The sequence below is a fragment of the Mycobacterium sp. IDUB_21 genome (assembly GCF_055419425.1).
Map to the genome: position 1 here is coordinate 76,631 of NZ_JBVAXQ010000003.1, position 23,658 is coordinate 100,288.

Consider the following 23,658-nt stretch of genomic DNA (forward strand, 5'->3'; position numbering starts at 1 on the left):
GGCCGGTTGCGGGTAACCGTGTGCGTGTCGAAGGGAGTGGCTAATGCCGAAAACCGCGGACTTCATCCTGGACAGGCTCCGTCAGTGGGGGGTGCGCCGGATCTTCGGGTATCCGGGCGACGGCATCCTGTCCATGCTGGGCGCACTGGACCGTGCCGATGGCAACCCAGAGCTGATTCAGCCCCGCCACGAAGAGATGGCGGCGTTCATGGCGACCGGGCACGCCAAATTCACCGGTGAGCTCGGCTGCTGCCTGGCCACCTCCGGCGGCGGGGCCATCCACCTGCTCAACGGGCTTTACGACGCCAAACTGGACCATCAGCCGGTGGTCGCGATCGTCGGTCAGCAGAAGCGGATGTCGCTCGGTGCGGCCTTTCAACAGGAGATCGACCCGATGTCGCTGTACAAGGACGTCTCGTCGGACTTCGTGCAAACCTGCATGTCGCCGGTGCAAGCACGGCATCTGGTCGACCGGGCGTGCAAAGTGGCGTTGACCAATCGGACGGTGGCCACCATCATCCTGCCCGAGGACGTGGCCGAAGAGGATGCCGTGCCGTCGCCGCCGCGGGTGCACGGCGCGGTGTTCAGCAGTGTCGGCTGGTCCAAACCACGAATGCTTCCGGCGCTACCGGAAATGCAGAAGGCCGCCGACATCCTCAACGATGCCAAGAAGGTCGCGATCCTGATCGGGGCGGGTGCCGCCGATGCTGCCGACGAAGTGGTGCAGGTGGCCGACTTGCTCGGCGCCGGTGTCGCCAAGACCGCACTGGGGCGGGCATCGCTGCCCGACGACCTGCCCTATGTCACCGGTCCGATCGGGCTGCTCGGCTCAACCGCCAGCGAAGCGATGATGTCCGGCGCCGACACCCTCTTCATGATCGGGTCCAGCTTCCCCTACTCCGAATGGTTGCCCAAAGAAGGGCAGTGCCGCGGGGTGGAGATCAACCACGACGGCCGGATGATCGGCGTCCGGTATCCGATGGACGCCAATTTGATCGGTGACTCCAAAGACACTCTGCAAGAGCTGATTCCGCTGCTCAAACACAAAGAAGACCGGTCCTGGCGGCGCAAGATCGAAAGCGAAGTGCAGGAGTGGTGGCGGGTGCTCGACAAGCGGGCCCACGACAAGGCCACCCCGCTCAACCCCGAGCTGGTGGTGCATGAGCTTTCCAAGCGGCTACCCGACAACGCCGTCATCACCACCGATGCCGGCTCGGTGGCCAACTGGTGGGCGCGGCATCTGCAGCTGCGGCCGGGAATGGCCGCTTCGCTGGCAGGCAATCTGGCCACGATGGGTCCGGGAACGCCGTATGCGATCGCCGCCAAGCTGGCGCATCCGGGCCGACCGGTGATCGCCCTGGTCGGGGACGGGGTCTTCCAGATGAACGGGATGGCCGAGATGATCACCGTCAAGCGATACAAAGAGCGGCTGTCGAAGGGCCCGTTGATCTTCTGTGTGTTCAACAACCAGGATCTCAACCAGGTCACCTTCGAGCAGCGGGCGATGGCCGGAGAAGCAAAATTCGAGGGAACGCAGCGTATTCCGGATGTGCCGTACGCCGAGTTCGCCAAGTTGCTCGGCCTGACCGGCATCCGCTGTGACGACCCGAAGGATATCGGGAACGCCTGGGAGCAGGCGCTGGCGGCGTCGGGTCCGGTAGTGCTGGAAGTGGTGGTCGACCCCGACATTCCGCCGGTGCCACCGCAGATTCGGATGGACGTGGCGAAGAATACCGCCAAGGCGATGATCAAGGATCCGGATCGGGTCAGCATCGCCACCAAGGGCGCGAAGCAGAAGATGCACGAGTTCACCGAATCGGCGAAGCAGGCGGTGCGCGACCTGCGCGACAAAGACGACGAGTGAGTTTGCTCGGCCTTTGATCGGCCATTGCCGCACCGAGCAGATCCCGGCCTGACCCGGTGTCCGCTTCGTGGTGGCGCGACTGATCAGTGGCGTTTGTCCGCGCCTGTGGCTGGGTAACCCGGCTAGGTGAACCCCATCGCCGCCACGTGTCCCGCTGGGCCCGAGTCGCTGACCCCTGCCGGGGTCTATGTGCCGCAGCATGATTCATATCTGCTGATCGACGCCATGGAATCCTCCGGGTTGGCCCGCCGGCGCCGGGTGCTCGATCTGTGCACCGGGTCCGGGGTGGTGGCGATCGCGGCGGCGGAGATGGGCGCCGGCAGCGTCACCGCTTTCGACATCTGTCCGCGGGCGGTGCGCTTCTCGCGGGACAACGCGCACGCGGCCGGGGTCGATGTGGAGATCCGGCACGCGTCGTGGACCGGCGCGCTGGCCTGCGAGCCGTTCGACCTGATCGTGTCGAATCCGCCCTACGTGCCCAGCCCGCGCCACGGCGGCGGCTCGATCCCGGTGGCGGGCGGTCCGGAGTTGTCGTGGAACGGTGGCGTCGACGGCCGGATCGTGCTTGATCCGCTGTGCCGGTCGGCCGCGTCGCTGTTGCGCAGCGGCGGGTCGGTGCTGCTGGTCCAATCGGCGCTGGCGGATACCGGCCGGTCGTTGAAGCTGTTGCGGGACAGTGGGTTGGATGCCGCCGTCGTGGCTTCCCAGTGGATTCCGTTCGGCCCGGTGTTCTCGGCGCAGGCGGACTGGCTGGAGCGAACCGGGCGGATGCCCCGCGGCTGCCGCGAGGAGCAATTGGTAGTGATCCGGGCGGACAAGCCATGACCGAGCCCCAGCACCGGCTGGTGCAACCGGTCCGCAACGGCCCGGTGCTGGTCGCCGGACCGGTCCGCATCGAGACACCCGAGGGCGTCGTCGAATCGGACCGGTTCATGGTGGCGATCTGTGCCTGCGGGCGCAGCCGCAACTACCCGCTGTGCGACACCAGCCACCGGCGACGCGATACCTCCCACCGCGGCTGAGCGGGCCGGCTATCGGTCCTGGTAGTCGTCGCTGGGAAGCGGGACGTTGATCGATTGGTCGATCACGTCGGCCGGATTGGCGTCGATGTCGCCGGCGTTTTCGGGGTAGGCCGGGTTCAGGCCTTCGTCCTCGTCGGTCGGGTCGGCCGCCATTCGCTGTTCGGCGAGATCTGCCTCCGGAACGTCTCCGGTCGGCGGCAGTCCTTCAGCGTTCGTCATCATGACCCCTTTCGTTTCGGCCACGGCCTGATCGTTCAGCCCGGCGGGCGACGAGCAGGGCATAGTCCGACTTCAGTCGATTGTTGTCCGACTCCAGCCTGGTGTTGTCCGACTCCAGTCGGGCGTTGCGGGCTTCCAGGCCGAGGATCTCCCCGATACCGGCCACGTTGATCCCGCCGGCGACCAACTCCATGATCCGCTGCAGCCGCGCCAGGTCGTCATCGCTGTAGCGGCGTGTCCCGCCTGCGGTGCGCGCCGGAGTGAGCAGGCCGCGCCGCTCGTAGAGCCGTAGCGTCTGGGGACCGATGCCGGACAACTCTGCAGCCACGGAAATGCTGTATACCCCGAGCTCGGATCGGGCATTCACGTCTTCGGCCACCGCACGTCGCTTCCACTCGTCGAAAAATCCTCTTGCACGAACCTACTCTCGATGATATATAGAAATCTATGACGGCGGACATAGATGATCTGCCGTAAATGGAGGAGGTGGAGATGATGTTGATGCGTACCGATCCGTTTCGTGATCTCGACCGCTGGACTCAGCAGGTCCTGGGAACCACGGCTCGGCCGGCGGTCATGCCCATGGACGCCTGGCGCGAGGGTGATCAGTTCATCGTCGAGTTCGACCTGCCGGGAGCGAGGGAAGACTCCCTGGACCTCGATGTCGAACGCAACGTGCTGACCGTGCATGCCGAGCGGCCCGGCCTTGATCAGAACCGCGAGATGGTATCGGCGGAACGGCCGCGCGGAGTGTTCAGCCGCCAGTTGTTTCTGGGCGACAACCTCGACGCGGAGCAGATCCAGGCCAGCTACCAGGACGGGGTGCTTCGGCTGACCATTCCGGTTGCGGAGAAGGCAAAACCGCGCCGGATCAAGGTCGCCAGTGGACACGGCGAGCGGGCCATCAACGCCTGATTGCGAGGGGCCGGGAGGCGGCCTGCATGGTGAAGGAGGTGAGGGCGATGACCACCGACACTTTGACCGTAGAGGTGCTGAACGAGGCGGAATGCATTGTGCGCGGCGAATGGGTGCCAATGTTGACCGCCACGATCCCGGAGCACTACGACGCGGTGCGCACCGAAATGCCCGTCACCCGGCCCCGACCCCGAAGCTCGCACACCAGGATTACTCGATGATGCAGAGGCACAGCTACAGCAAATGCTGAGCGCATATGACAAGCTGCGCCGCGGCGGGCTCTGCCGGCAACGTCACTTGTGCAGTGTGTACTGGTGGACGCTGGTGTAGCCGTCTCGGAACAGCTTCACGCAGCCGTTGAGGTACCGGTCGTAGCGGTCGTAGACCGCCTGGGACTGGGCGGCGATCGCCCGGTCTTTGTTGGCTGTCAGCGCAGCGGCCCAGTCCTGCAGGGTCCGAACGTAGTTGGGCCCGATCTCGTGGATGCGGCTGACGGTGAATCCGGCCACCGTTGCACCATCGGCGACCATGGACACCGTCGGCAGCCGGCCGCCGGGGAAGATCTCGGTCATGACGAACTTGTTGAACCGAACCATGTTCATGGTCAGTGGAAGGCCCAACCGCTGGGCGTCGTCCTGGGTAATGGCGGTGATGGTGTGCAGCAGCATCACCCCGTCGGTCGGTAAGGCGCGGTAGGCCATGTCGAAAAAATCGGGGTAGCGCTCGTGGCCGAAGTGCTCGAAGGCGCCGATCGACACGATGCGATCCACCTGCTCATCGAACTCTTCCCAGCCCTGCAAACGCACCTGCGCGGTCCGACCGGTGGGAACGTCGGCCAGCCTGGCGATGGCGTATTCGCGTTGTCGCTCACTGAGCGTCAGCCCGATGACGTTGACATCGAATTCTTCGAGAGCGCGCTGCATACCGCCGCCCCAGCCGCAGCCGATATCGAGCAGTGTCATGCCCGGCTCCAGACCGAGCTTGCCCAGGGCGAGGTCGAATTTGGCGTTCTGCGCTTCGTCGCGAGTGCTTTCCGGACGCCGGTAATACCCGCAGGTATAGCCCATTGTCGGACCTAGGAACAGCTCGAAGAACTCATTCGAGATGTCGTAGATCGACTGCAGTTCAGCGTACTTGGGCTCCAACTCAGACATCGATCTCTCACGTTACACCGGCCTCCGCGGACTCCGCCTCGGCGTTGTCAGGACACGACGTGCCGGCGGTCAATACCAGTAGCGCCGGCCTGCGACGGGGCGACCGACCGCGCCGAGAATCCACAGCACAGCGCCGACCACCAGCAGGATGATTCCGATGGTCCACAACACGTTGATCCCGAGAACGAACCCCAAAATCAGCAAAATCACTCCGAGCGCGATCATCACCAATCCCTTCTGTTAGACGATCAAAACAACTGAACCCAGCGAAGAGGGTTGCGGTAAATGACAATCCGAGACAACCGGATTGAATCCGAGATAGTTCAGTGGCCCGACCAGTGTGGTGGCGGCGATGGTTCCGGCCGTCGCACAGCTGGTTTGACCCCCATGAAAGTAGTCGCGCTGCCACGCGGCGAAAACACCGAAAAGCAGCCAAATCAGCACGATCGCACCGGCCAAACCACCGATCCGCATCCGTCCTCCATTCGCCTGTACTCCGATCAATTCCCCCTTCTGTTGCGCGCGAAACCTGGCGATGCGCGGGGATGTTTGGTGCCTGTAGTAGCGGGGTACTGCCGGGAATCGGCGGACATCGATGAATGGAGTGCACAGATGATGTTGCTGGGCACCGGCGAAGCCGAATCGCGGCCGGGCAGTCACGCGGAGTGGATGGGCGAAGCCGAAGAGATCATCGACCGCATGTTGCGCAACATCGCGCACGGGCGGTTCGAGCGGTCACTGTCTGGGTTGACCGCGGTCGCCGCGGTAGTGACGACCGCCGAGATCTATCTCGAGCACTACAAGGCCGGCTTCGGCAACAAGTGGATGTGGAGCCCGGTCCTGGTCACGCCCCCGGTGGTGATCGCCGGTGTCGCCGGGGTGTTCTCCCGCCGCTGGGCCAAACGCTGGCTGCCGCTGACCGCGGGCGTATACGCCGCCAACGGTCTGTTGGGCGAGTACCTGCATGCCCGCGGGGTGGCTCGCAAACCCGGCGGCTGGAAGAACGCGTCCTACAACGTTCCGATGGGTCCGCCGATTGCTGCGCCCGGCCTGATGGCGATGGTCGGTGGGATGGGCTTGTTGGCCGCGGTGCTGCGCCGCGAACGCTGAGGTGCCGGCATCATGGCCGACACCTCCCGCCCCGACCACCTGCCGAACCTGCGGGCCGATCGCCAGCCCCCGCACCCGTCGTGGCTACCGCGGCAACGTCGCGGCACCACACCGCAGATGATCGGGCGTTACCCGGATTTCGACGTGCTCGAGTCGACAGACAGCTGGGACGAGGCCACCAGAAAGGTGGTGCTGGCCCGGCTGGAGCCGCCGGGGCCGCTGCGGTTCTTCACCGCCGGCGAGGAGCCGACACTGCGGGCCTTCTGTGACATCGTGCTGGCCCAAGACCACGAACCGCGGGTGCCGGTGGCCGAGTTCGTCGACGCCAAGCTGGCCGATGGGCGGCTCGACGGCTACCAGTACGCCGACATGCCCGATGACCGCGACACCTGGCGGCTGGTGCTCAAAGGCCTGGACGAGGCCGCCCGAGAGCGCTACGGCAGGGCGTCGTTCGCCGACGCGGAGGTCCCCACCCAGCTGGCGTTGGTCGATCACTTCTCGAAGGGCTGGCTGCACGGCGGCAGCTGGTCGCAGCTGAACCAGAGCCGGGCCTGGTCGGTGTGCATGCGGATGACGCTGTCGGCGTTCTACTCGCACCCGTGGGCGTGGAACGAGATCGGGTTCGGCGGACCGGCGTACCCGCGCGGCTTCATGCGGCTGGGTGGGCCGAGCGGGCCGGGGGCGGTGCGCGAGCCGTTCGAAACCCGCGGCGCCATCGACAAGGATCCGGTGGAACTGGTGCGGGAAGAAGAGGGCTCGTAGTGGGCGATTTCTGGCGCGGCCTGCTCAAGGGATCGCTGGGCCCACCCGACAACGACTCGCGATTCCTGCTCGACGTGCACGCGCGGGACCTGCCGGGCGAGAAGACGATGCGCCGGTATGCCACCGACGACGAGGTCGACCTGGTGATCGTCGGTGCGGGCGCCGGCGGATCGGTGCTGGCGCAACGGCTGGCGCGGGCCGGGTGGCGCATCGTGATCATCGAGGCGGGCCCGTTCTGGCATCCCGACGAAGACTGGGTCTCCGACGAAGCCGGATCGCACCCGCTGTACTGGACGCAGAAGCGCATCATCGGCGGCGGCGACCCGATCGAGTTGGGCAAGAACAATTCCGGCCGCGGTGTGGGCGGCTCGATGGTGCACTACGCCGGCTACTGCCCGCGGTTTCACCCCAGCGATCTGCGCACCCGCAGCACCGACGGTGTCGGGGCGGACTGGCCGATCGACTATGAGGACATCCGGCGTCACTACGAAGTGCTGGAGGCCGAGCTGCCGGTGGCGGGACAGAACTGGCCGTGGGGTTATCCGCACCGCTACCCGTCATCGCCGCACCCGATCTCGGGAGCCGCCTCCAAGCTGTGGGAGGGTGCCCGCAATCTGGGGATCGAGATGCGGGTAGGGCCGGTAGGAATCGTCAACGGCACCTTCGGGAATCGGCCGCATTGCATTTACCGCGGCTACTGTCTGCAGGGCTGCAAGGTCAACGCCAAGGCCAGCCCGTACGTCACCCATCTGCCTGACGCACTGGCACACGGTGTGGAGATCCGGGCGGACTGCATGGCCGCCCGCGTCGAACTCGACGACTCCGGGGCGGCGCGCGGCGTCGTGTACCACGACAGCGCCGGAACCGAGCAGCTGCAGCGCGCCAAGGTGGTCGCGGTTGCCGGGTATTCCATCGAAACGCCACGGCTGCTGCTCAATTCGGCCAGTTCCCGGTTTCCGCACGGGCTGGGGAACAACACCGATCAGGTCGGCCGCTACGTCATGGTCCAAGGCGCCGCGCAGACCGCGGGCCGATGGCCCGAAGAGCTGCGGATGTATAAGGCGCCGCCGCCGCAGGTGAGCAGCGAGCAGTTCTACGAGACCGACACCACCCGCGGGTTCGCTCGCGGATTCTCCATCCAGACCGTCTCACCGCTGCCGATCGGCTGGTCCGAGCACGTGCTCGCCGACGGACACTGGGGGCGGGCGTTGCGCGAATACATGCGCGACTACAACCACTGGAGCACGATCGGGGTGCTCAACGAACTGCTGGCACTGCCCGACAACCGGATCACGCTGGCCGACGAGACCGACTGCTACGGCATCCCGGTGGCCCGGATGGATTACACCCGCTGTGACAACGACAAGGCGAACATGGATTACTCCACCCGGGTGATCACCGACATCCTGCACGCGGCCGGCGCGCAGGACGTGCTGACCATTCAGCGCTATGCCCACCTGATCGGTGGCGCCCGGATGGGCACCGCGCCGGAGAACTCCGTCGTCGACGCCGACCACCGGGTGTGGGAGGTGCCCAATCTGTTCATCGCCGACGGTTCGGTGTGCCCGACGCAGGGGTCGGCCAACCCGGCCCTGACCATCATGGCACTGGCCTCCCGGCTCGCCGAGCGGCTGGCCGGAAAACGCGTCTTGCAGAACGGAGTTCAGTCATGACCCAGACTGTCGTCATCACCGGCGCCAGCGCCGGGATCGGTCGCGCCGTCGCGCAGCAGTTCGGCGCGCGCGGCGCCAAGGTGGCCCTGCTCGCCCGGGGCGAAGCCGGATTACAGGGTGCGGCATGCGATGTCGAGGATGCCGGTGGAACTGCGCTGACGATTCCCACCGACGTCGCCGACTACGCGGCCGTGGCGGCCGCCGCCGACCGCGCCGAGGACGAACTCGGGCCGATCGACACCTGGATCAACGTCGCCTTCACCTCGGTGTTCGCGCCGTTCAGCGAGATCGGGCCCGACGAATTCAAGCGGGTCACCGAAGTCTGCTACCTCGGCTTCGTCTACGGCACCATGGCGGCGCTGGCGAAGATGAAGCCCCGCGACCACGGCGCGATAGTGCAGGTGGGCTCCGCATTGGGAGAGCGTTCGATCCCGCTGCAATCGGCATACTGCGGGGCCAAGCACGCCATCAACGGGTTCACCGAATCGGTGCGCTGCGAACTGCTGCACGACGGCTCCAAGGTGAACATCACGCTCGTGCAGATGCCGGCGGTCAACACTCCGCAGTTCTCCTGGGTGCTGTCCCGGCTGCCCCGCCACCCGCAGCCGGTGCCGCCGATCTACCAGCCGCAGCTGGTGGCCAAAGCGGTATTGCGCGCCGCCGATCATCCCCGGCGCAAGCAGTATTGGGCCGGGGAGAGCACCGTGGCCACCTTGCTGGCGCAGCGGTTCGCCGCGCCGCTGCTGGACCGCTACCTGGCCCGCACCGGTTATGACTCGCAGCAGACCGACGAATACATCGACGGGGAGGCGACGCACAATCTGTGGCAGCCGGTGGACGCCGCCACCGATCACGGGGCGCGCGGTGAGTTCGACGACTCTGCCCACGCCCACAGCCCGCAGCTCTGGGCGGCCCGGCACGCGGGGCTGGTCGCCGGAGCGGCTACCGCTCTGGGCGCGGCCGGGGCCGGCGTGCTGGCCGCGCGGCGACGCTGACCGGGATGGTTGCCGAGCCGCCCAGGCGGGTATGCAGACCGGACTGCAGTCGCTGATTGGAGGTCTCATGCCCAAGACGACGAAGAGCGGCGCCGCCAAGCAAGGCGAGTTGCCCAGCACTCTGCAACGCTCCAGCGCCAAGGCGCAGCGCACCTTCGCCAAGGCGCACGACGCCGCCGCCAAGGAGTACGGCAGCGAGCAGCGCGCGCACCGGGTCGCCTATGCGGCGCTCAAGCACAGTTTCGAGAAGGTCGGGGATCACTGGGTGGCCAAGAAGAAACCCGGCCCCTCCGACAAGCGCGCGACCCGCGGCGGTCTGAACAATTCGGCGCGCTCCGCAGAGGGCGTCGACGCCAACGCCAGCAAGCAGCACCTGCTGGATGTCGCACGCCGACTGGACATTCACGGCCGATCGACGATGCGCAAAGCGGAACTGGTCACGGCGATCAAGAAGCACAACCGCCGTGTCCGCGGCCGGTAGCCGGGTAGCGGGCGCGGTCGGCGAGACGCTGCTGTGGTGGCTGGTCGCCGCCGGCGTATGGGTGGTGACGCTGACCGAGCGCACCGCCCAGGAACTGCTGGCGGCGGGGGTGTGCACGTTGCCGTGCGCGGTCGTCGCCCGCGCGGCGCGCCGCGCCAACGACGGTAGCTGGCAGTTCCGGCTCGGATGGCTGCGCTGGTTGCCCAGGGTCGCCGCCGAACTGGTGACGCAGACGGCGCAGGTCTGGGCTTACGTCCTGGTGCCGTCGCGGCGGTCCCGTTCGGCGATCACCCGGCTGGCGTTGCCGGCCGAGCCGGCGCCGGTTGCGGCGGCCCGGCGGGCCGCCGCAACGCTGGTATTGGCAACGACGCCGGGGACAGTCGTGCTCGACAGTGCGGCGCAGTCGGTGCTGGTGCACCGGGTCGGCCCGCGCCCGGGCGCGCTCGAGACGGCGGTGCGGCAATGAGTTCGGGGGAGCTGGCCGCGCTGATGCTGCAGGGCGGCGTGTTCCTGCCGGGCGTCTGGATGGCGGCGCGCGGCGCTCCCCGGCGGCGTCTGGTCGGTCTGGAGTTCGCCGGGGTCGGTGTCATCGCGATGCTGATGGTGCTGATCGTCTCCTGGGGCCAGGACTGGGGCCTGATCGTGCCGTTGGTGTTGGCGCTGGTCACCTTCCCGGGAACCCTGGTTTACGCCCGACTGTTGGCGGGCGAACCGTGATCGCCTGGATCCTGGTCGTGGCCGGTGTGGCGGTGATGGCCTGCTGCGCGCTGGGGGCGGCCGTGCTGCACGATGTGGTCGACCAGCTGCACCTGCTCACCGTGACCAACTCGGTGGGCTTTCCGCTGACCGGGCTGGGCCTGATCCTGCATCGGGGCTGGACCGAAGCGTCGGCGATGGTAGCGGTGACCGTCGCGCTGGTGTTGCTCACCGCACCGGCGATGTCGGCGGCCACCGCCCGGCTGACCGCCCAGGAAGCCGGTGTGTCGGAAGCAGATTCACCGCCATGACCGCGCTGCTCCTGGTCTCGGTCACGCTGGTCGGCGTCACCGGGACCGTCGTCGCCCTGACCGCTGATCCGCAACGGCAGGCGATCATGCTGGCGGTGTTCGGGTTGGCTCTGACCGTATTGTTCGTGGTGCTGCAGGCGCCCGATGTGGCGTTGTCCCAGTTGCTGATCGGTGGCGTGGTGGTGCCGCTGATGGTCATGCTCACCGTCCGCACGGTGCAGCGCCGGCACCGGGAGATCGGCCGATGACCCGCGCGGGGCGCACAGCACTGTTCCTCGCGGGTGCGGCCGGCGTGGGGCTGCTGCTGTGGCTGGGGTTCGCCGAGCTGCCCGCGTTCGGGCAGGGCCACCATCTGTACCGGGATCTTGCCGTGCGAGAAGCATTTACGCACGCCACCGCCAACGTGGTCGCGTCGGTGAACTTCGACCTGCGCGCCCTGGACACCTTCGGCGAGGAGACCATCCTGATCGCTTCGGTGACCGGTGTGATGGCCCTGCTGCGTCCGGCGGTCGAGGAGCGCGAGTACCACGCGAGCGACCGCAGCGCCGCGCTGGACGCCACCCGGTTGGTCGGCTACCTGCTGCTGCCGGTGACCCTGGCGGTGGGCCTCGACGTGGTGGTGCACGGGCATCTGACACCGGGCGGCGGATTCCAGGGCGGTGTGGTGCTGGCCGCCGGCCTGCACCTGCTCTACATCACCGGAAGCTTCCGGGCGCTGGACCGGCTGCGGCCGGTCAACGCCTTCGATATCGGAGAGACCTTGGGCGCGGCGGCATTCGCCGGAATCGGGATCGCCGGGTTGCTCACCGGCGGTGCGTTCCTGGCCAACGTGTTGCCCACCGGCACAGCCGGTCAGCTGCTGTCCGGCGGGACGGTACCGCTGCTCAACGCGGCGGTCGGTGTGGCGGTGGCGTGCGGCATGACGGTGTTGCTGGCGCAGTTCCTGGCCCAAGAGATCACCGTCGCCCCGCGGGGGGAGAAGTTGTGAGCGGCACATGAGCGGGTACGTGTACGGCGTGGCGGGCTGGCTGGTGCTGATCGGCTCGTTCGGAATCGTGCGCAGCCGCAATCTGATTCACGCGGTGGTGTGTCTGTCTGTGGCCCAAGCCGGTACCTATCTGCTGCTGCTGGCGGTCGGCTACCAGCGTGGCGCGGCGCCCCCGATCTTCGTCGATGCCCCGGCCGCCTCCGGCCAGCAGGCTGCGGTGGTCGACCCGGTGGTGCAGGCGATGACGCTGACCGACATCGTCATTCAGGCCACCGTCACCGCGCTGCTGCTGGCGTTGGCCATCCAGGTCCACAAGCGCCACCACACTCTGGACCCGGATCAGTTGTCCGCGCTGCGGGGCTGAGGCGCCGTGCCGGCCGCCGCTGCCGTCCTGCTGCCGCTGCTGGTCGCGGTGCCGATCCTGACGGCATGCCTGCTGCTGGCGCTGGGCCGGCGACTGCCCAGGCCGCTCGCCAACGCGGTGGTGGTGACCGTGTCCGCGGCCTCCACCGGCGCCGCGGGCTGCGTGCTGGCCGCGGCAGCCGGGCGCACCGTGCTGGTCTGGATGGGCGACTGGCGTCCACCCGGCGGACTGGCAGTCGGTATCGCCCTGGCGGCCGATCCGCTGTCGGCGGGACTGGCGGTGCTGATCGGCGCACTGACCGGATGCGCGGCGCTGTACAGTCGCCGCGGACTCGATGAAGCCGGTCCCCGTTTCGACGCCCTGCTGCTGATCTTCCTGGCGGCGATGAACGGCTTCGTCATGGCTGCGGACCTGTTCAACCTTTTCGTCTTCCTCGAGTTGATGGGTGCGGTCGCCTACGCGCTGACCGGCCTCAAGATCGAGGACCGGTCGGCGATCCAGGGCGCGCACAACTTCGGGATCATCCAGTCGCTCAGCGCCTGCCTGACCCTGATCGGCATCAGCGTGCTCTACGCCCGAGTCGGCCAGCTGGGCATGGCCCAGCTGGGTGCGGCGTTGCGGGACGGCCCATCCGACGCCCTGGTAGTGACCGCCTTCGTGCTGGTGTCCGCGGCGCTGCTGGTCAAGGCCGCGATCGTGCCGCTGCACTTCTGGCTGGCCGACGCGCACGCCGTCGCGCCCGCCGGGGTGTGCGTGCTGTTCTCCGGGGTCATGGTCGAACTGGGCCTCTACGGGCTGTGGCGGGTGTACTGGGAGGTGTTCGCCGGAGTGCTGCCACCGGCCGCGCTGAGCCGCGCGCTGATGGCGGCAGGTGTGCTGACCGCGGTCACCGGCTCTGTCATGTGCGTGCTGCAGCGGCACCTCAAGCGCCTGCTGGCCTACTCGACGATCGGCCACATGGGGTTGGCGCTGGTGGCCACCGCGACGTTGAGCTCGCCGGGTGTGGGCGGCGCGGCGGTGTACCTGGTCGGTCACGCCGGAGCCAAGTCGGCGCTGTTCCTGATCGTCGGGATCCTGCTGGACCGTCACCACAGTGTCGACGAGTGGGAGTTGGTGGGCCGGGGCCGGGGACAGCCGGTGCTGGCGGCCTGCTATCTCGTTGCGACGGTGGCACTGGCCGGCCTGCCGCCGTTCGGTACCGCGCTGGGCAAATCCCTGTGCGAGGAGGCCGTCGGCAGTGCGTGGGGATCGGCACTGTTCCTGGGGGTTTCGGCGCTCACCGCCGGTGCGGTGCTGCGGGCCGGCATCCGCTGTTTCACCGGGCTCGGCGGCCGCAGCGAGCCGACCGACGATGCGGCGGCCGGGCGCAGAACCCGAGGCGATGAGGAGCCCGACACCTGGCTGCGGCGGACACCGCCCAGCATGTACACGGCGATCGGGCTGCTGCTGTCCGGTTGTCTGGCCGCCGGCGTGCTGCCCGGGTTCGCGCACGGCGCCGATACCGCGGCCCGGCGTTTCGTCGACGCCGGTGCCGCCGCCGCGGCACCCGGTTGGTCGGTGCTCGGCGCCGTGCTGGGCGTCCTCGGTTGCCTCGCGGCGGTGGGAGTGGCGGCCGCCGGCCTGCACCGCTGGCGTCCGGGGGTGCGCCGCACCGCCGCCGCTGTCACTGCGCCGGTACTGCGTGCGTTGCGCGCCGCGCATTCCGGTCACATCGGCGACTACCTGGCCTGGATGTTCGCTGCACTGGCGGCGCTCGCCGCCGCCGTCGGAACGTCATAGGAACGCGGCCTCATCGCCGTCCGGCGCGACCGTCGGCCAGGTCTGCGATCGGTGTCTGATCGAGGTGTGCCAGGAGGTCCTCGGCGTTGTCGAAAACGCCCGCGGCGCCTGCCGTTTCCAGTTCGGCACGGGATATGCCGCCGCTGAGCACACCGACGCTCGGCAGTCCGGCGCGCACGCACGCCTGCACGTCCCAGACCGCGTCGCCCACGAAAACCGCCCGCTCGGCCGTTGCGCCGACCCGGTCCAGGGCGACCGCGATGATGTCCGGGTCCGGTTTGGCGACGTCGACGTCGGCGGACGACGTGACCGCGGTGATCAGGTCGTCGCAGTCGAGTACCTTGCGCAATATCGTCAACTCATCCTCGGGCGCCGAGGTGGCCAGCACCACCGAGAGGTCGAGGGCGGCCACGCGTTCCAGCAGCTGCCGGGCGCCCGGCAACCGCGACAGCAGCGCCGTCGTCTGCAGGTAGTAGCGCGAGTGCAGGTCCTTGAGCCGCTGGCGGACGTGGTCGGGCGCTTGGTCGGGGGATTGGTCGGACAGCAGCCGCACCAGCGCGGACCCGTCCATTCCGATGGCGCGGTGGATGCGCCAGGACTCCACCTCGATGCGCAGCTCGGCGAACGCACGCCGCCACGCGTGCACATGCAGGTAGTTCGAATCGACCAGGGTGCCGTCGACGTCGAACAACACAGCCGATATGGCCACGGCTCTTCCTCTCCGTTTGCGGATGTTCCGGCTGGGATACCCACGCAAGGAATTCCCAATGCGCCGACGAGAGGACAAGCGGTGACTACCGACGACCCCAAGCAGCGACAGCTCGACGACTACCGGTTCGACCGGCAGTCCGGATATCTGACGACCCAGCAGGGGGTCCGGGTAGACCACACCGACGATGCACTGAGCGTCGGGGAGCGCGGGCCGACCTTGCTGGAGGACTTCCACGCCCGGGAGAAGATCACCCATTTCGATCACGAGCGGATCCCGGAGCGGGTGGTGCACGCCCGCGGGGCGGGTGCTTACGGCTATTTCGAGCCCTACGACGACTGGCTCGCCGAATACACCGCGGCACGGTTTCTGACCACGCCGGGCACCAAAACCCCGTTGTTCGTGCGGTTCTCGACGGTGGCCGGCTCTCGCGGTTCGGCCGACACCGTGCGCGACGTGCGCGGGTTCGCCACCAAGTTCTACACCGAGGCGGGCAATTACGACCTGGTGGGCAACAACTTCCCGGTGTTCTTCATCCAGGACGGGATCAAGTTCCCCGACCTCGTGCACGCGGTGAAGCCCGAACCGGACAACGAGATTCCGCAGGCCCAGTCCGCCCACGACACGCTGTGGGACTTCGTGTCGCTGCAGCCGGAGACGCTGCACACCATCATGTGGCTGATGTCGGACCGCGCCTTGCCGCGCAGCTACCGGATGATGCAGGGCTTCGGCGTGCACACCTTCCGCTTCGTCAACGCGCAGGGGCAGGGCACCTTTGTGAAGTTCCACTGGAAGCCCAAGCTCGGCGTGCACTCGCTGATCTGGGACGAATGCCAGAAGGTCGCCGGAAAGGATCCCGACTTCAATCGGCGGGACCTGTGGGACGCGATCGAGGCCGGCCAGTACCCGGAGTGGGAGCTCGGTGTGCAATTGGTGGCCGAAAGCGACGAGTTCAATTTCGATTTCGACCTGTTGGACGCCACGAAGCTCATTCCCGAAGAACAGGTTCCGGTACGTCCGGTGGGCAAGATGGTGCTCAACCGCAACCCGGACAACTTCTTCGCCGAAACCGAACAGGTGGCCTTCCACACCGCCAATGTGGTGCCGGGTATCGACTTCACCAATGACCCATTGCTGCAGTTCCGCAACTTCTCCTACCTGGACACCCAGTTGATCCGGCTCGGCGGACCGAACTTCGCGCAGCTGCCGGTCAACCGGCCGGTGGCGCCGGTGCACACCAACCAACACGACGGCTACGGCCAGATCGGCATCCCGGCCGGCAAGTCCAGCTACTCCAAGAACTCGGTGGGCGGTGGCTGCCCGGCGTTGGGCGGTTCGGGGGTAGACGAGGGCGTGTTCCGGCACTACACCCAGAAAGTGGACGGTGACAAGATCCGCAAGCGTGCCGCCAGCTTCGAGAACCACTACAGCCAGGCGCGGATGTTCTGGAAGAGCATGTCCGAACCGGAGGCCAAGCACATCGTCGCCGCGTACGCGTTCGAACTGGGCAAGTGCGAGACCATCGAGATCCGTCAACGCGTCGTCGAGCAACTGAATCTGATCGACCACGACCTGGCGCGGCAGTTGGCAGAGAAGCTGGGCCTACCGGTCCCGAGCGAGCAACCCGTCGACGAGGCGGTGGTGTCACCGGCGCTGTCACAGCTCAACACCGCGAACGAGAGCATCGAGAGCCGCAAGATCGCGGTACTGGCCGCCGACGGTGTCGACGTGGAGGGCACGCAGCGGTTCGTCGAGGCGATGCGGCAGCGCGGCGCCACCGCCGAGGTCCTGGCGCCGATCGCCGGCGGGGAACTGGAGGGCGGATCAGGTGGGCGGCTCGCAGTCGATCGGGCCGTCACCACGATGGCGTCGGTGCTCTATGACGCGGTGGTGGTGCCGTGCGGGCCCGAGGCGATGAAGACGCTGGCTGCGGACGGCTACGCCATGCATTTCATCACCGAGGCCTACAAGCACCTCAAAACGGTGGCGGCCTTCGGGGCGGGCGTCGAGCTGCTACCCAAAGCCGGAATCGCCGAACAGCTGGCCTCCGACAGCGCCGACAACACCGTCACCGTCTCGACCGGCGTGGTCACCACCACTGCGGCGGCGGGCGACTTGGACGAGGACTTCTTCGATGCCTTCGCCGCCGAGCTGGCCAAGCACCGCGCCTGGGATCGGTCTGCCGACGCGGTGCCCGCCTAGATTCAGGGCACCGCGCGCAGCGGCCGGCCGGACTTCTGCACGTCGGCCAGGGCGTCAGCCAGCGACGCCACCAGCGGAAGGCGCGACTGCGGGTCGCAGATCCGTAGCACTCTGGACAACGCCGGGCTCGGTATCACCATCAGCCGGGTGCGCGCGGTCGTGCACCGCGCGCCGATCGATTGAAGGGCCGTAAATCCGACGGTGCCGATAAAGGTCAACTGGGCCAAGTCCAGGATCAGCCATTCGCAGCAGTCGGCGCAGCGTCGGGCGTAGTCAGCGAACGGTCCGGCGTTGGCTGCGTCGATCTCCCCGTCCGCTGCGACCACTGCTCCGGCCCGGCCCCAGTGCACGGTGAACTTGGCGGTGTGATTCCGCCAGGCCTGGGTGGCTTCGGTTGCAGGAGTGGCGAAAGCGGTCTCGGCAATCTTGCTGGTAGTCATTATTGTGACTCCATCAGTCGACGAATCGTGCTGTTGGATAACGTCAGCGCAGTTTCCCGACCTGCATAGACACGGTGACGTTCAATGACGGCTGTGAACTCAACCGGAGGAATCAGACGTTACCGACGCCCGCTTCGATTGGTAAAGAGATGAGCGATAAATTCCGCAAAATCCTAGTGAAACTTTAACTTTCACATTGCGAGTAGTGAAGATCCCCCTGCTGACCAGGCCGTCATCATGAGATCGGCCAGTCGGTTCTCCACCGCGTCATATGCGCGCATGCCGAACACCACGTCGGCCTCCAGTTGCGGTGCGTGGCGTATCAGGTCGCCGACCACGTCGGTGCGCACCACCTGCTCGTGGACCGCGTCGGCCTCGACGTGCTCGGCGTAGAAAGCCAGGCACGGCTCCGGGGCACCCATCCGTCGCAGCGCCGCCACCAGGCGGCTTGATCCGGGCGGGGAGGTGATCTCGGTCGAGGCGAAATGCCCGACGGCCGCGCCCCGCCAACGGCGGTGCAGCCCGAACAGCGACATCAGGTTCACCACCGCGAGCGACTCAGCGGGAACAACGTCGAGGTAGGCGAGGTATTCGGCGCTCAAGCCGGCAGCGGTGAGCAGGTCGGCGAAGAGCTGCTGGTGCACCCGTTCACCCCGGCCGGCGCCGTACTCGTCGAACTCCACCGCGACGAAAGAAGCCTTGGCCTGGCCGGTCAGCCGCGGGATCGCCCAGGCGTGCGGATCACCCTCCTTGAGGTGATACAGCGACCGGTGCACGAAGTACTCGCGAGCCTGCTCCCAGGTGCCGTGATCGCGCAGGTACCACGAGGGACCGCTGCCGTGCACGGGCTCGGTTGCCGCCGTGTCCATTTCGTCCTCGGCGGTGGTGTCCGGCGGTATCGTTCCGACGTCCCGCCGAACACTATCGAGGAATGCGCGCTCAAGTCGCGAGCGCAGTTCCAATAAGGTGGCATCCCATTCCCAGTCCGGATCCACTCCGGCGAAGCCGCGGTAGTGCAGCTCGTAGCAGACGTACAGGGCCAGCTGCAGATCCCGGCCATACGGGTCGGCGCCGGCGGTCGGGGCAGCGAAGCCGTCGGTTGCGCCCGCAGGCCGGCGCAGCAGCCCGCAGACCGCTGCCGACAGCGGTCCGCACGCGATAGGCAGCCCGGGCTCGGCCCGAGCAGGTGCAATGGTCACGCCCGCGGGTACCCCGCGGGCGGGGTCGGCCAAACGGCGGCCGAACGTGCGGGCTCCGTTTCGGCGGTCGGCCGTTGGGTACCCGGAGGTCATGACACGGTTCGGCTACACCCTGATGACCGAGCAGAGCGGGCCCAAAAACCTTGTCCGTTATGCCGTCTCCGCTGAAGAGCGAGGTTTCGACTTCGAGGTGTGCAGCGACCACTTCTCACCGTGGCTGGCGTCGCAGGGCCACGCGCCCAACGCCTGGTCGGTCTTGGGGGCGGTCGCGCAGGCCACCGAGCAGGTGGGGCTGTGCTCGTATGTGACCTGCCCGACCATGCGCTACCACCCGGCGGTGGTGGCGCAGCAGGCGGCCACCGTGCAGATCCTGGCCGACGGCCGGTTCACGCTGGGCCTGGGCAGCGGGGAGAACCTCAACGAGCACATCGTCACCGGCGCCGGCTGGCCGAACGTCCGCCGCAGGCAGGCCATGCTCGGCGAAGCGATCAAGATCATCCGCGAGCTGCTGATGGGGGACACGGTCAATCTGCGCGGCGACTACTTCCGAGTCGACCAGGCGCGGCTGTGGGACCTGCCGGAGATCCCGGTCGCACTGGCCGTCGCGATGTCGGGCGAGAAGGGCATCGACAGATTCGCCACCGCCGCCGACGACCTGATCGCGGTGCAGCCCGACCCGGACCTGGTGCACGCCTGGCACACCGCACGTCAGGCATCCGGGCTGGCGGCCGGCCGGGTCATCGGACAGCTTCCGGTGTGCTGGGACCCCGACCGCGACACCGCGGTGCAACGCGCCCACCAGCAGTTCCGCTGGTTCGGCGGCGGCTGGCTGGTCAACTCCGAGCTGCCGACGCCGGCGGCGTTCGCTGCGGCCACCCAGTTCGTGAAGCCGCAGGACGTGGCAGACGCCATCGCGTGCGGCCCGGATCTGGACCCGATCGTCGATGCGGTGCGCGCCTACCGGGACGCCGGTTTCACCGACATCGCGCTCATCCAGATCGGCGGGGACTCGCAGGAGGCATTCCTCAAAGAGGCCGCCGAACCGCTGCTGGCCGCGCTGCGCGAGGCGGCGTAGCAGGTCGCCGCCATCAGCGCTGAGGGTTTCGAAGGAGACCGCGGCGGGTATCTGCAGGCTCATGAGTGAGACCGAGCACCCCATCGATGAGGCGCGCACGACCCAGCCGCGGGCCGGGATGGTGTTCAAGGACCGCCGTGAGGCGCCGGGCCTGGCCATGCTGTTGATGGCGGCGCTGGCACTGGTGGGCTTCATGAGCGCCGCCGCGCTGCACGCCGGCGGCTGGTCTCTGGCGTTCGGGATCCTGGCCCTAGTGCTGGCCTTCGGGGGTCTGGCCTGGATTTTCATCGGACGAAACCGCAGCGCCAGCACCGCTAACCACCGTCGGCGCCAAACCTAGCCCGCGCCGGCATCGAGCCGGAGCACCTGTGCGTACGTCGGCCCGCGGCATCCGAAGCTGCCACGGGCCGATCGCACTGACTACTTGGTCTACTTGATCTCGCAGAGCACCGTGCCCTGGGTGATGGCCGATCCGGCCTCCGCCGCCAGGCCGGTGATGGTGCCGTCCTTGTGCGCGGTGACCGGGTTCTCCATCTTCATGGCCTCCAGGACGACGACCAGGTCACCTGCGGCAACCTCCTGGCCTTCCTCGACAGCCACCTTCACCACGGTGCCCTGCATCGGTGCCGTCACCGCGTCACCGGACGCCGCTGCGCCGCCATGCGCGCCACGCTTGCGGGCCTTCGGCTTCTTCCGGATGGCTCCGGCAGCCGCGCCGCCGGCACCGCCGCCGCCCAGCGCCAGGTCGCCCGGCAGTGACACCTCCAGGCGCCGGCCGCCGACCTCGACGACCACCTTCTGCCGCGGCTGGGCGTCTTCCTCGTCGAGGGGCTCCCCACCGGTGAAGGGCTCGATGGTGTTGTCGAACTCGGTCTCGATCCAGCGGGTGTGCACGGTGAAGCCGTTCTCATCGCCGATGAATGCCGGGTCGCGCACCACCACACGGTCGAACGGGATGACCGTGGCCAGCCCCTCGACGTGGAACTCGTCCAGGGCACGCCGGGCGCGCTCCAGCGCCTCGGTGCGGGTCGCGCCGGTGACGATCAGCTTGGCCAACATCGAGTCGAACTGGCCGCCGATCACCGAACCGGTCTCCACGCCGGAGTCCATCCGGATACCGGGGCCGGTCGGCGGGTCGAAACGGGTGACCGGGCCGGGGGCCGGCAGGAAGCCGCGGCCGGCGTCCTCACCGTTGATCCGGAACTCGATCGAGTGTCCGCGCGGCTCGGGGTCCTCGGTGAGGTCCAGCGTCTCGCCGTTGGCGATGCGGAACTGCTCACGCACCAGGTCGATGCCCGAGGTCTCCTCGGTGACCGGGTGCTCCACCTGCAGGCGGGTGTTGACCTCCAGGAAGGAGATCAGGCCGTCCTGGCCGACCAGGTACTCCACGGTGCCGGCGCCGTAGTAGCCGGCCTCCTTGCAGATCCGCTTGGCGGACTCGTGGATCTCCTTGCGCTGTGCGTCGGTCAGGAACGGCGCCGGGGCCTCCTCGACCAGCTTCTGGAAGCGGCGCTGCAGCGAGCAGTCCCGGGTGCCCGCGACGACGACGTTGCCGTGCTGGTCGGCGATGACCTGGGCCTCGACGTGGCGGGGCTTGTCCAGGTAGCGCTCCACGAAGCACTCACCGCGGCCGAACGCCGAGATCGCCTCGCGGGTGGCCGAATCGAACAGCTCGGGGATCTCCTCGAGGGTGCGGGCCACCTTCATGCCGCGACCGCCGCCGCCGAACGCGGCTTTGATCGCCACCGGCACGCCGTACTCCTTGGCGAAGGCGACCACCTCGTCGGCGTTCTTGACCGGGTCCGGGGTGCCGGGCACCAGCGGCGCCTTGGCGCGCGCGGCGATGTGGCGGGCGGTGACCTTGTCACCGAGATCGCGGATGGACTGCGGGCTCGGCCCGATCCAGATCAGCCCGGCGTCGAGCACGGCCTGCGCGAAGTCTGCGTTCTCCGAAAGGAAGCCGTAGCCGGGGTGGATCGCGTTGGCACCCGACTGCGCCGCGGCCGCCAAGATCTTCTCGAACACCAGGTACGACTCGGCCGACGTCTGCCCGCCCAGGGCGAACGCCTCGTCGGCCAGCCGGACGTGCGGCGCGTCGGCGTCGGGCTCGGCGTACACCGCCACGCTGGGCAAGCCGGCGTCGCGGGCGGCGCGGATCACCCGGACTGCGATCTCCCCGCGATTGGCGACGAGCACCTTGGAGATCTTCGTGCTGGCATGGTTCGCCACTTGCCCTCCTGACGGCATCTTTAAGAAAGGTCTTTAAGAATCTAGCTTCAGGCAGTGTAAAGCGCGACCGCCGAACCTGTTCCAGGTGCCCCTCAGGCCGCGCGTAACCGCCGCTTGATCCGGGTCAGCATGGCCGACATCCCGCGCAGTCTCAGCGGGCTGATCAGCTTCGCCAGGCCCAGACTGGAGGCGAAGTCCTCCGGCACGCCGAGAATGACGTCGGCGGACTGCCCGTCGAGGCCCGCGGCCCAGATCGAGGCGAACCCGCGCGTGGTCGGCGCTTCCGGGGGCGCGCTGAAGTACAGCCGCACCCGTTGCCGGTCGGTGGCGTCGACATGTAGGAACAACGGCGACTGGCACTCCGGCACCGGCTCCATCGCCGATTCGGCCAGGTCCTCGGGCAGGTCGGGAAGTTCGTCGGCGAATTCCAGCAGCAGCGTGAGCTTGTCCTGGCCTTCGACCTCTGAGAAGTCCGAGACCACCTGTGCCAGGCCGTCAGGCAGACTCATCGGCCCGCTGCGGATCCCGGCGCCTGTCCCGGCTCGGAGCCGTCGACGATGGGCACCCGCACGGTATTGCCCCACTCGGTCCAGGAGCCGTCGTAATTGCGGACCCCCTCCATGCCGAGCAGGTGGGTCAGCACGAACCAGGTGTGACTGGACCGTTCCCCGATGCGGCAATACGCGACCGGACGATCCTCGGGCTTGAGAAAGCCGTACAGCTGTTCCAATTCTTCACGCTTGCGGAACCTGCCGGCGTCGTCGGCCGCCTTGCTCCACGGGATGGAGACAGCGGTGGGGATGTGGCCGCCGCGCAGCACACCCTCCTCCGGGTAGTCCGGCATGTGGGTCCGTTCGCCGGTGTACTCCTGCGGCGAGCGGACATCGATCAGTGGTGTTGTGCCGATGATCTCCAGCACGTCTTCCTTGTACGCGCGGATCGGCGCGTCGTTGCGCTGCACCACCGGGTAGCCGGTGGTGGTCTTCGACGGCACATCCAGGGTGGTCTCGCGGCCCGAGGACACCCACAGGTCGCGCCCGCCGTCGAGCAGTCGCACGTCTTCATGGCCGAACAGGGTGAACACCCACAGCGCGTACGCGGCCCACCAGTTGGACTTGTCGCCGTAGATCACCACGGTGTCGTCGCGGGAGATGCCCTTGCGGTTCATCAGGTCGGCGAACTGCTCACCGGTGATGTAGTCGCGGACCGGCGCGTCGTTGAGGTCGGTGACCCAGTCGATCTTCACCGCGCCGGGGATGTGGCCGACGTCGTAGAGCAGCACGTCCTCGTCGGACTCCACCACGACGAGACCGGGTTTGCCGAGGTTCCCCGCGAGCCAATCGGCGGTCACCAACCGCTCCGGGTGGGCGTAGGACTGCAGGGCGGGACTGGAATCGGCAGGCACTGGCACGTCATCGAGCCTACCGTGCGGGCCCGCAGCGTTGTGGGCGGCGGATCCCCTGCCGTCCGC

The 23,658-nt window shown here is 67.7% G+C and carries 31 protein-coding genes; 20 read left to right on the plus strand and 11 right to left on the minus strand.

Annotation, left to right across the window (positions count from 1 at the left end):
• Nucleotides 1-43 precede the first annotated feature (43 nt).
• The 3 genes from ACZYY4_RS05610 to ACZYY4_RS05620 all read left to right on the plus strand — a co-directional run bounded on the left by ACZYY4_RS05610 (nucleotide 44) and on the right by ACZYY4_RS05620 (nucleotide 2,886).
• Entirely contained in the window at nucleotides 44-1,864 is a 1,821-nt protein-coding gene (locus ACZYY4_RS05610; RefSeq protein WP_463808556.1) for a thiamine pyrophosphate-requiring protein, read from the plus strand.
• Between the two features lie 135 nt (nucleotides 1,865-1,999).
• The gene (locus ACZYY4_RS05615) at nucleotides 2,000-2,689 is read left to right on the plus strand and encodes a HemK2/MTQ2 family protein methyltransferase (RefSeq protein ID WP_463808968.1); all 690 of its coding nucleotides are present in this window, start codon (nucleotides 2,000-2,002) and stop codon (nucleotides 2,687-2,689) included.
• Nucleotides 2,686-2,886: a CDGSH iron-sulfur domain-containing protein gene (locus ACZYY4_RS05620; RefSeq protein ID WP_463808557.1), complete on the plus strand. Its 201-nt coding sequence runs from the start codon at nucleotides 2,686-2,688 to the stop codon at nucleotides 2,884-2,886. Before ACZYY4_RS05615 ends, ACZYY4_RS05620 begins: the two co-directional genes overlap by 4 nt.
• 9 nt (nucleotides 2,887-2,895) lie before the next feature.
• Here the strand turns inward: ACZYY4_RS05620 and ACZYY4_RS05625 are convergent, their stop codons facing one another.
• Both ACZYY4_RS05625 and ACZYY4_RS05630 read right to left on the minus strand, forming a co-directional pair.
• Nucleotides 2,896-3,105, minus strand: coding sequence for a hypothetical protein (locus ACZYY4_RS05625; protein WP_463808558.1), 210 nt, complete (start codon nucleotides 3,103-3,105; stop codon nucleotides 2,896-2,898).
• The gene (locus ACZYY4_RS05630; RefSeq protein ID WP_463808559.1) at nucleotides 3,092-3,484 is read right to left on the minus strand and encodes a MerR family transcriptional regulator; all 393 of its coding nucleotides are present in this window, start codon (nucleotides 3,482-3,484) and stop codon (nucleotides 3,092-3,094) included. Before ACZYY4_RS05630 ends, ACZYY4_RS05625 begins: the two co-directional genes overlap by 14 nt.
• Nucleotides 3,485-3,597: 113 nt before the next feature.
• Here ACZYY4_RS05630 and ACZYY4_RS05635 point away from each other — a divergent pair, with 113 nt between their 5' ends.
• Together ACZYY4_RS05635 and ACZYY4_RS05640 are read left to right on the plus strand one after the other, a co-directional pair.
• Nucleotides 3,598-4,020, plus strand: a complete 423-nt coding sequence (locus ACZYY4_RS05635) for an Hsp20/alpha crystallin family protein (RefSeq protein ID WP_463808560.1) — start codon at nucleotides 3,598-3,600, stop codon at nucleotides 4,018-4,020.
• 47 nt (nucleotides 4,021-4,067) lie between these two features.
• Nucleotides 4,068-4,241, plus strand: coding sequence for a hypothetical protein (locus ACZYY4_RS05640; protein ID WP_463808562.1), 174 nt, complete (start codon nucleotides 4,068-4,070; stop codon nucleotides 4,239-4,241).
• A gap of 72 nt (nucleotides 4,242-4,313) precedes the next feature.
• On the opposite strand, the gene ACZYY4_RS05645 is transcribed toward ACZYY4_RS05640, so the two are convergent.
• From ACZYY4_RS05645 to ACZYY4_RS05655, 3 genes are all read right to left on the minus strand, one after another.
• Nucleotides 4,314-5,174: a cyclopropane mycolic acid synthase family methyltransferase gene (locus ACZYY4_RS05645; RefSeq protein WP_463808564.1), complete on the minus strand. Its 861-nt coding sequence runs from the start codon at nucleotides 5,172-5,174 to the stop codon at nucleotides 4,314-4,316.
• Nucleotides 5,175-5,243: 69 nt separating this feature from the next.
• Nucleotides 5,244-5,402, minus strand: coding sequence for a hypothetical protein (locus ACZYY4_RS05650; RefSeq protein ID WP_463809000.1), 159 nt, complete (start codon nucleotides 5,400-5,402; stop codon nucleotides 5,244-5,246).
• A 12-nt stretch (nucleotides 5,403-5,414) separates the two neighbouring features.
• The gene (locus ACZYY4_RS05655) at nucleotides 5,415-5,648 is read right to left on the minus strand and encodes a hypothetical protein (RefSeq protein WP_463808566.1); all 234 of its coding nucleotides are present in this window, start codon (nucleotides 5,646-5,648) and stop codon (nucleotides 5,415-5,417) included.
• A gap of 195 nt (nucleotides 5,649-5,843) precedes the next feature.
• Between ACZYY4_RS05655 and ACZYY4_RS05660 the strand changes: the two genes are divergently transcribed.
• The 12 genes from ACZYY4_RS05660 (at nucleotide 5,844) to ACZYY4_RS05715 (ending at nucleotide 14,333) form a co-directional block, all read left to right on the plus strand.
• Entirely contained in the window at nucleotides 5,844-6,284 is a 441-nt protein-coding gene (locus ACZYY4_RS05660) for a hypothetical protein (protein WP_463808969.1), read from the plus strand.
• A 12-nt stretch (nucleotides 6,285-6,296) separates the two neighbouring features.
• A complete protein-coding gene (locus ACZYY4_RS05665) occupies nucleotides 6,297-7,046 on the plus strand; it encodes a gluconate 2-dehydrogenase subunit 3 family protein (RefSeq protein WP_463808568.1) in 750 nt (249 codons plus the stop codon).
• Nucleotides 7,046-8,719 carry a GMC family oxidoreductase gene (locus tag ACZYY4_RS05670; RefSeq protein ID WP_463808569.1) on the plus strand — a complete coding sequence of 558 codons (1,674 nt, stop codon included), beginning with the start codon at nucleotides 7,046-7,048 and terminating at the stop codon, nucleotides 8,717-8,719. The genes ACZYY4_RS05665 and ACZYY4_RS05670 overlap by 1 nt, the downstream gene beginning before the upstream one ends.
• A complete protein-coding gene (locus tag ACZYY4_RS05675) occupies nucleotides 8,716-9,714 on the plus strand; it encodes an SDR family oxidoreductase (protein ID WP_463808571.1) in 999 nt (332 codons plus the stop codon). Before ACZYY4_RS05670 ends, ACZYY4_RS05675 begins: the two co-directional genes overlap by 4 nt.
• A gap of 67 nt (nucleotides 9,715-9,781) precedes the next feature.
• The gene (locus ACZYY4_RS05680; protein WP_463808573.1) at nucleotides 9,782-10,195 is read left to right on the plus strand and encodes a ChaB family protein; all 414 of its coding nucleotides are present in this window, start codon (nucleotides 9,782-9,784) and stop codon (nucleotides 10,193-10,195) included.
• Nucleotides 10,179-10,661 carry a Na+/H+ antiporter subunit E gene (locus tag ACZYY4_RS05685; protein ID WP_463808575.1) on the plus strand — a complete coding sequence of 161 codons (483 nt, stop codon included), beginning with the start codon at nucleotides 10,179-10,181 and terminating at the stop codon, nucleotides 10,659-10,661. The genes ACZYY4_RS05680 and ACZYY4_RS05685 overlap by 17 nt, the downstream gene beginning before the upstream one ends.
• On the plus strand, nucleotides 10,658-10,912 hold the full coding sequence (locus tag ACZYY4_RS05690; RefSeq protein WP_463808576.1) for an MrpF/PhaF family protein: 255 nt from the start codon (nucleotides 10,658-10,660) through the stop codon (nucleotides 10,910-10,912). The genes ACZYY4_RS05685 and ACZYY4_RS05690 overlap by 4 nt, the downstream gene beginning before the upstream one ends.
• Nucleotides 10,909-11,202: a monovalent cation/H(+) antiporter subunit G gene (locus tag ACZYY4_RS05695; RefSeq protein ID WP_463808578.1), complete on the plus strand. Its 294-nt coding sequence runs from the start codon at nucleotides 10,909-10,911 to the stop codon at nucleotides 11,200-11,202. The genes ACZYY4_RS05690 and ACZYY4_RS05695 overlap by 4 nt, the downstream gene beginning before the upstream one ends.
• Entirely contained in the window at nucleotides 11,199-11,450 is a 252-nt protein-coding gene (locus tag ACZYY4_RS05700; protein ID WP_463808579.1) for a Na(+)/H(+) antiporter subunit B, read from the plus strand. The genes ACZYY4_RS05695 and ACZYY4_RS05700 overlap by 4 nt, the downstream gene beginning before the upstream one ends.
• Nucleotides 11,447-12,190, plus strand: coding sequence for an MnhB domain-containing protein (locus ACZYY4_RS05705; protein WP_463808581.1), 744 nt, complete (start codon nucleotides 11,447-11,449; stop codon nucleotides 12,188-12,190). The genes ACZYY4_RS05700 and ACZYY4_RS05705 overlap by 4 nt, the downstream gene beginning before the upstream one ends.
• Before the next feature lie 7 nt (nucleotides 12,191-12,197).
• Nucleotides 12,198-12,554 (plus strand): sodium:proton antiporter, encoded by a 357-nt coding sequence (locus tag ACZYY4_RS05710; RefSeq protein WP_463808582.1) that lies wholly within the window; start codon nucleotides 12,198-12,200, stop codon nucleotides 12,552-12,554.
• A 6-nt stretch (nucleotides 12,555-12,560) separates the two neighbouring features.
• On the plus strand, nucleotides 12,561-14,333 hold the full coding sequence (locus tag ACZYY4_RS05715) for a complex I subunit 5 family protein (protein WP_463808584.1): 1,773 nt from the start codon (nucleotides 12,561-12,563) through the stop codon (nucleotides 14,331-14,333).
• Between the two features lie 10 nt (nucleotides 14,334-14,343).
• Here the strand turns inward: ACZYY4_RS05715 and ACZYY4_RS05720 are convergent, their stop codons facing one another.
• Nucleotides 14,344-15,042: an HAD family hydrolase gene (locus ACZYY4_RS05720; RefSeq protein WP_463808585.1), complete on the minus strand. Its 699-nt coding sequence runs from the start codon at nucleotides 15,040-15,042 to the stop codon at nucleotides 14,344-14,346.
• Between the two features lie 81 nt (nucleotides 15,043-15,123).
• Here ACZYY4_RS05720 and ACZYY4_RS05725 point away from each other — a divergent pair, with 81 nt between their 5' ends.
• A complete protein-coding gene (locus ACZYY4_RS05725; RefSeq protein WP_463808586.1) occupies nucleotides 15,124-17,244 on the plus strand; it encodes a catalase in 2,121 nt (706 codons plus the stop codon).
• A 2-nt stretch (nucleotides 17,245-17,246) separates the two neighbouring features.
• On the opposite strand, the gene ACZYY4_RS05730 is transcribed toward ACZYY4_RS05725, so the two are convergent.
• Together ACZYY4_RS05730 and ACZYY4_RS05735 are read right to left on the minus strand one after the other, a co-directional pair.
• Complete coding sequence (locus tag ACZYY4_RS05730) at nucleotides 17,247-17,684, minus strand: STAS domain-containing protein (protein WP_463808587.1); 438 nt, start codon at nucleotides 17,682-17,684, stop codon at nucleotides 17,247-17,249.
• A 191-nt stretch (nucleotides 17,685-17,875) separates the two neighbouring features.
• Nucleotides 17,876-18,883, minus strand: a complete 1,008-nt coding sequence (locus ACZYY4_RS05735; RefSeq protein ID WP_463808589.1) for an iron-containing redox enzyme family protein — start codon at nucleotides 18,881-18,883, stop codon at nucleotides 17,876-17,878.
• A 91-nt stretch (nucleotides 18,884-18,974) separates the two neighbouring features.
• Between ACZYY4_RS05735 and ACZYY4_RS05740 the strand changes: the two genes are divergently transcribed.
• On the plus strand, nucleotides 18,975-19,958 hold the full coding sequence (locus ACZYY4_RS05740; protein ID WP_463808590.1) for a TIGR03557 family F420-dependent LLM class oxidoreductase: 984 nt from the start codon (nucleotides 18,975-18,977) through the stop codon (nucleotides 19,956-19,958).
• A gap of 61 nt (nucleotides 19,959-20,019) precedes the next feature.
• Nucleotides 20,020-20,298, plus strand: coding sequence for a hypothetical protein (locus ACZYY4_RS05745; protein WP_463808591.1), 279 nt, complete (start codon nucleotides 20,020-20,022; stop codon nucleotides 20,296-20,298).
• 89 nt (nucleotides 20,299-20,387) lie between these two features.
• On the opposite strand, the gene ACZYY4_RS05750 is transcribed toward ACZYY4_RS05745, so the two are convergent.
• The 3 genes from ACZYY4_RS05750 to ACZYY4_RS05760 form a co-directional block, all read right to left on the minus strand.
• Nucleotides 20,388-22,187 (minus strand): acetyl/propionyl/methylcrotonyl-CoA carboxylase subunit alpha, encoded by a 1,800-nt coding sequence (locus tag ACZYY4_RS05750; RefSeq protein WP_463808592.1) that lies wholly within the window; start codon nucleotides 22,185-22,187, stop codon nucleotides 20,388-20,390.
• A 92-nt stretch (nucleotides 22,188-22,279) separates the two neighbouring features.
• Complete coding sequence (locus tag ACZYY4_RS05755) at nucleotides 22,280-22,696, minus strand: SufE family protein (protein WP_463808593.1); 417 nt, start codon at nucleotides 22,694-22,696, stop codon at nucleotides 22,280-22,282.
• Nucleotides 22,693-23,598 (minus strand): sulfurtransferase, encoded by a 906-nt coding sequence (locus ACZYY4_RS05760; RefSeq protein ID WP_463808595.1) that lies wholly within the window; start codon nucleotides 23,596-23,598, stop codon nucleotides 22,693-22,695. The genes ACZYY4_RS05755 and ACZYY4_RS05760 overlap by 4 nt, the downstream gene beginning before the upstream one ends.
• Nucleotides 23,599-23,658 lie beyond the last annotated feature (60 nt).

What these genes read in the sequence shown, in the direction of transcription:
- ACZYY4_RS05690 (WP_463808576.1), top strand. Translation starts at nt 10,658, where the DNA reads ATGAGTTCGGGGGAGCTGGCCGCGCTGATGCTGCAGGGCGGCGTGTTC.
- ACZYY4_RS05755 (WP_463808593.1), bottom strand. Translation starts at nt 22,696, where the DNA reads ATGAGTCTGCCTGACGGCCTGGCACAGGTGGTCTCGGACTTCTCAGAG.
- ACZYY4_RS05655 (WP_463808566.1), bottom strand. Translation starts at nt 5,648, where the DNA reads ATGCGGATCGGTGGTTTGGCCGGTGCGATCGTGCTGATTTGGCTGCTT.
- ACZYY4_RS05710 (WP_463808582.1), top strand. Translation starts at nt 12,198, where the DNA reads ATGAGCGGGTACGTGTACGGCGTGGCGGGCTGGCTGGTGCTGATCGGC.
- ACZYY4_RS05705 (WP_463808581.1), top strand. Translation starts at nt 11,447, where the DNA reads ATGACCCGCGCGGGGCGCACAGCACTGTTCCTCGCGGGTGCGGCCGGC.
- ACZYY4_RS05635 (WP_463808560.1), top strand. Translation starts at nt 3,598, where the DNA reads ATGATGTTGATGCGTACCGATCCGTTTCGTGATCTCGACCGCTGGACT.
- ACZYY4_RS05645 (WP_463808564.1), bottom strand. Translation starts at nt 5,174, where the DNA reads ATGTCTGAGTTGGAGCCCAAGTACGCTGAACTGCAGTCGATCTACGAC.
- ACZYY4_RS05665 (WP_463808568.1), top strand. Translation starts at nt 6,297, where the DNA reads ATGGCCGACACCTCCCGCCCCGACCACCTGCCGAACCTGCGGGCCGAT.
- ACZYY4_RS05620 (WP_463808557.1), top strand. Translation starts at nt 2,686, where the DNA reads ATGACCGAGCCCCAGCACCGGCTGGTGCAACCGGTCCGCAACGGCCCG.
- ACZYY4_RS05745 (WP_463808591.1), top strand. Translation starts at nt 20,020, where the DNA reads ATGAGTGAGACCGAGCACCCCATCGATGAGGCGCGCACGACCCAGCCG.
- ACZYY4_RS05700 (WP_463808579.1), top strand. Translation starts at nt 11,199, where the DNA reads ATGACCGCGCTGCTCCTGGTCTCGGTCACGCTGGTCGGCGTCACCGGG.
- ACZYY4_RS05610 (WP_463808556.1), top strand. Translation starts at nt 44, where the DNA reads ATGCCGAAAACCGCGGACTTCATCCTGGACAGGCTCCGTCAGTGGGGG.
- ACZYY4_RS05625 (WP_463808558.1), bottom strand. Translation starts at nt 3,105, where the DNA reads ATGACGAACGCTGAAGGACTGCCGCCGACCGGAGACGTTCCGGAGGCA.
- ACZYY4_RS05640 (WP_463808562.1), top strand. Translation starts at nt 4,068, where the DNA reads ATGACCACCGACACTTTGACCGTAGAGGTGCTGAACGAGGCGGAATGC.
- ACZYY4_RS05730 (WP_463808587.1), bottom strand. Translation starts at nt 17,684, where the DNA reads ATGACTACCAGCAAGATTGCCGAGACCGCTTTCGCCACTCCTGCAACC.
- ACZYY4_RS05675 (WP_463808571.1), top strand. Translation starts at nt 8,716, where the DNA reads ATGACCCAGACTGTCGTCATCACCGGCGCCAGCGCCGGGATCGGTCGC.
- ACZYY4_RS05740 (WP_463808590.1), top strand. Translation starts at nt 18,975, where the DNA reads ATGACACGGTTCGGCTACACCCTGATGACCGAGCAGAGCGGGCCCAAA.
- ACZYY4_RS05660 (WP_463808969.1), top strand. Translation starts at nt 5,844, where the DNA reads ATGGGCGAAGCCGAAGAGATCATCGACCGCATGTTGCGCAACATCGCG.
- ACZYY4_RS05680 (WP_463808573.1), top strand. Translation starts at nt 9,782, where the DNA reads ATGCCCAAGACGACGAAGAGCGGCGCCGCCAAGCAAGGCGAGTTGCCC.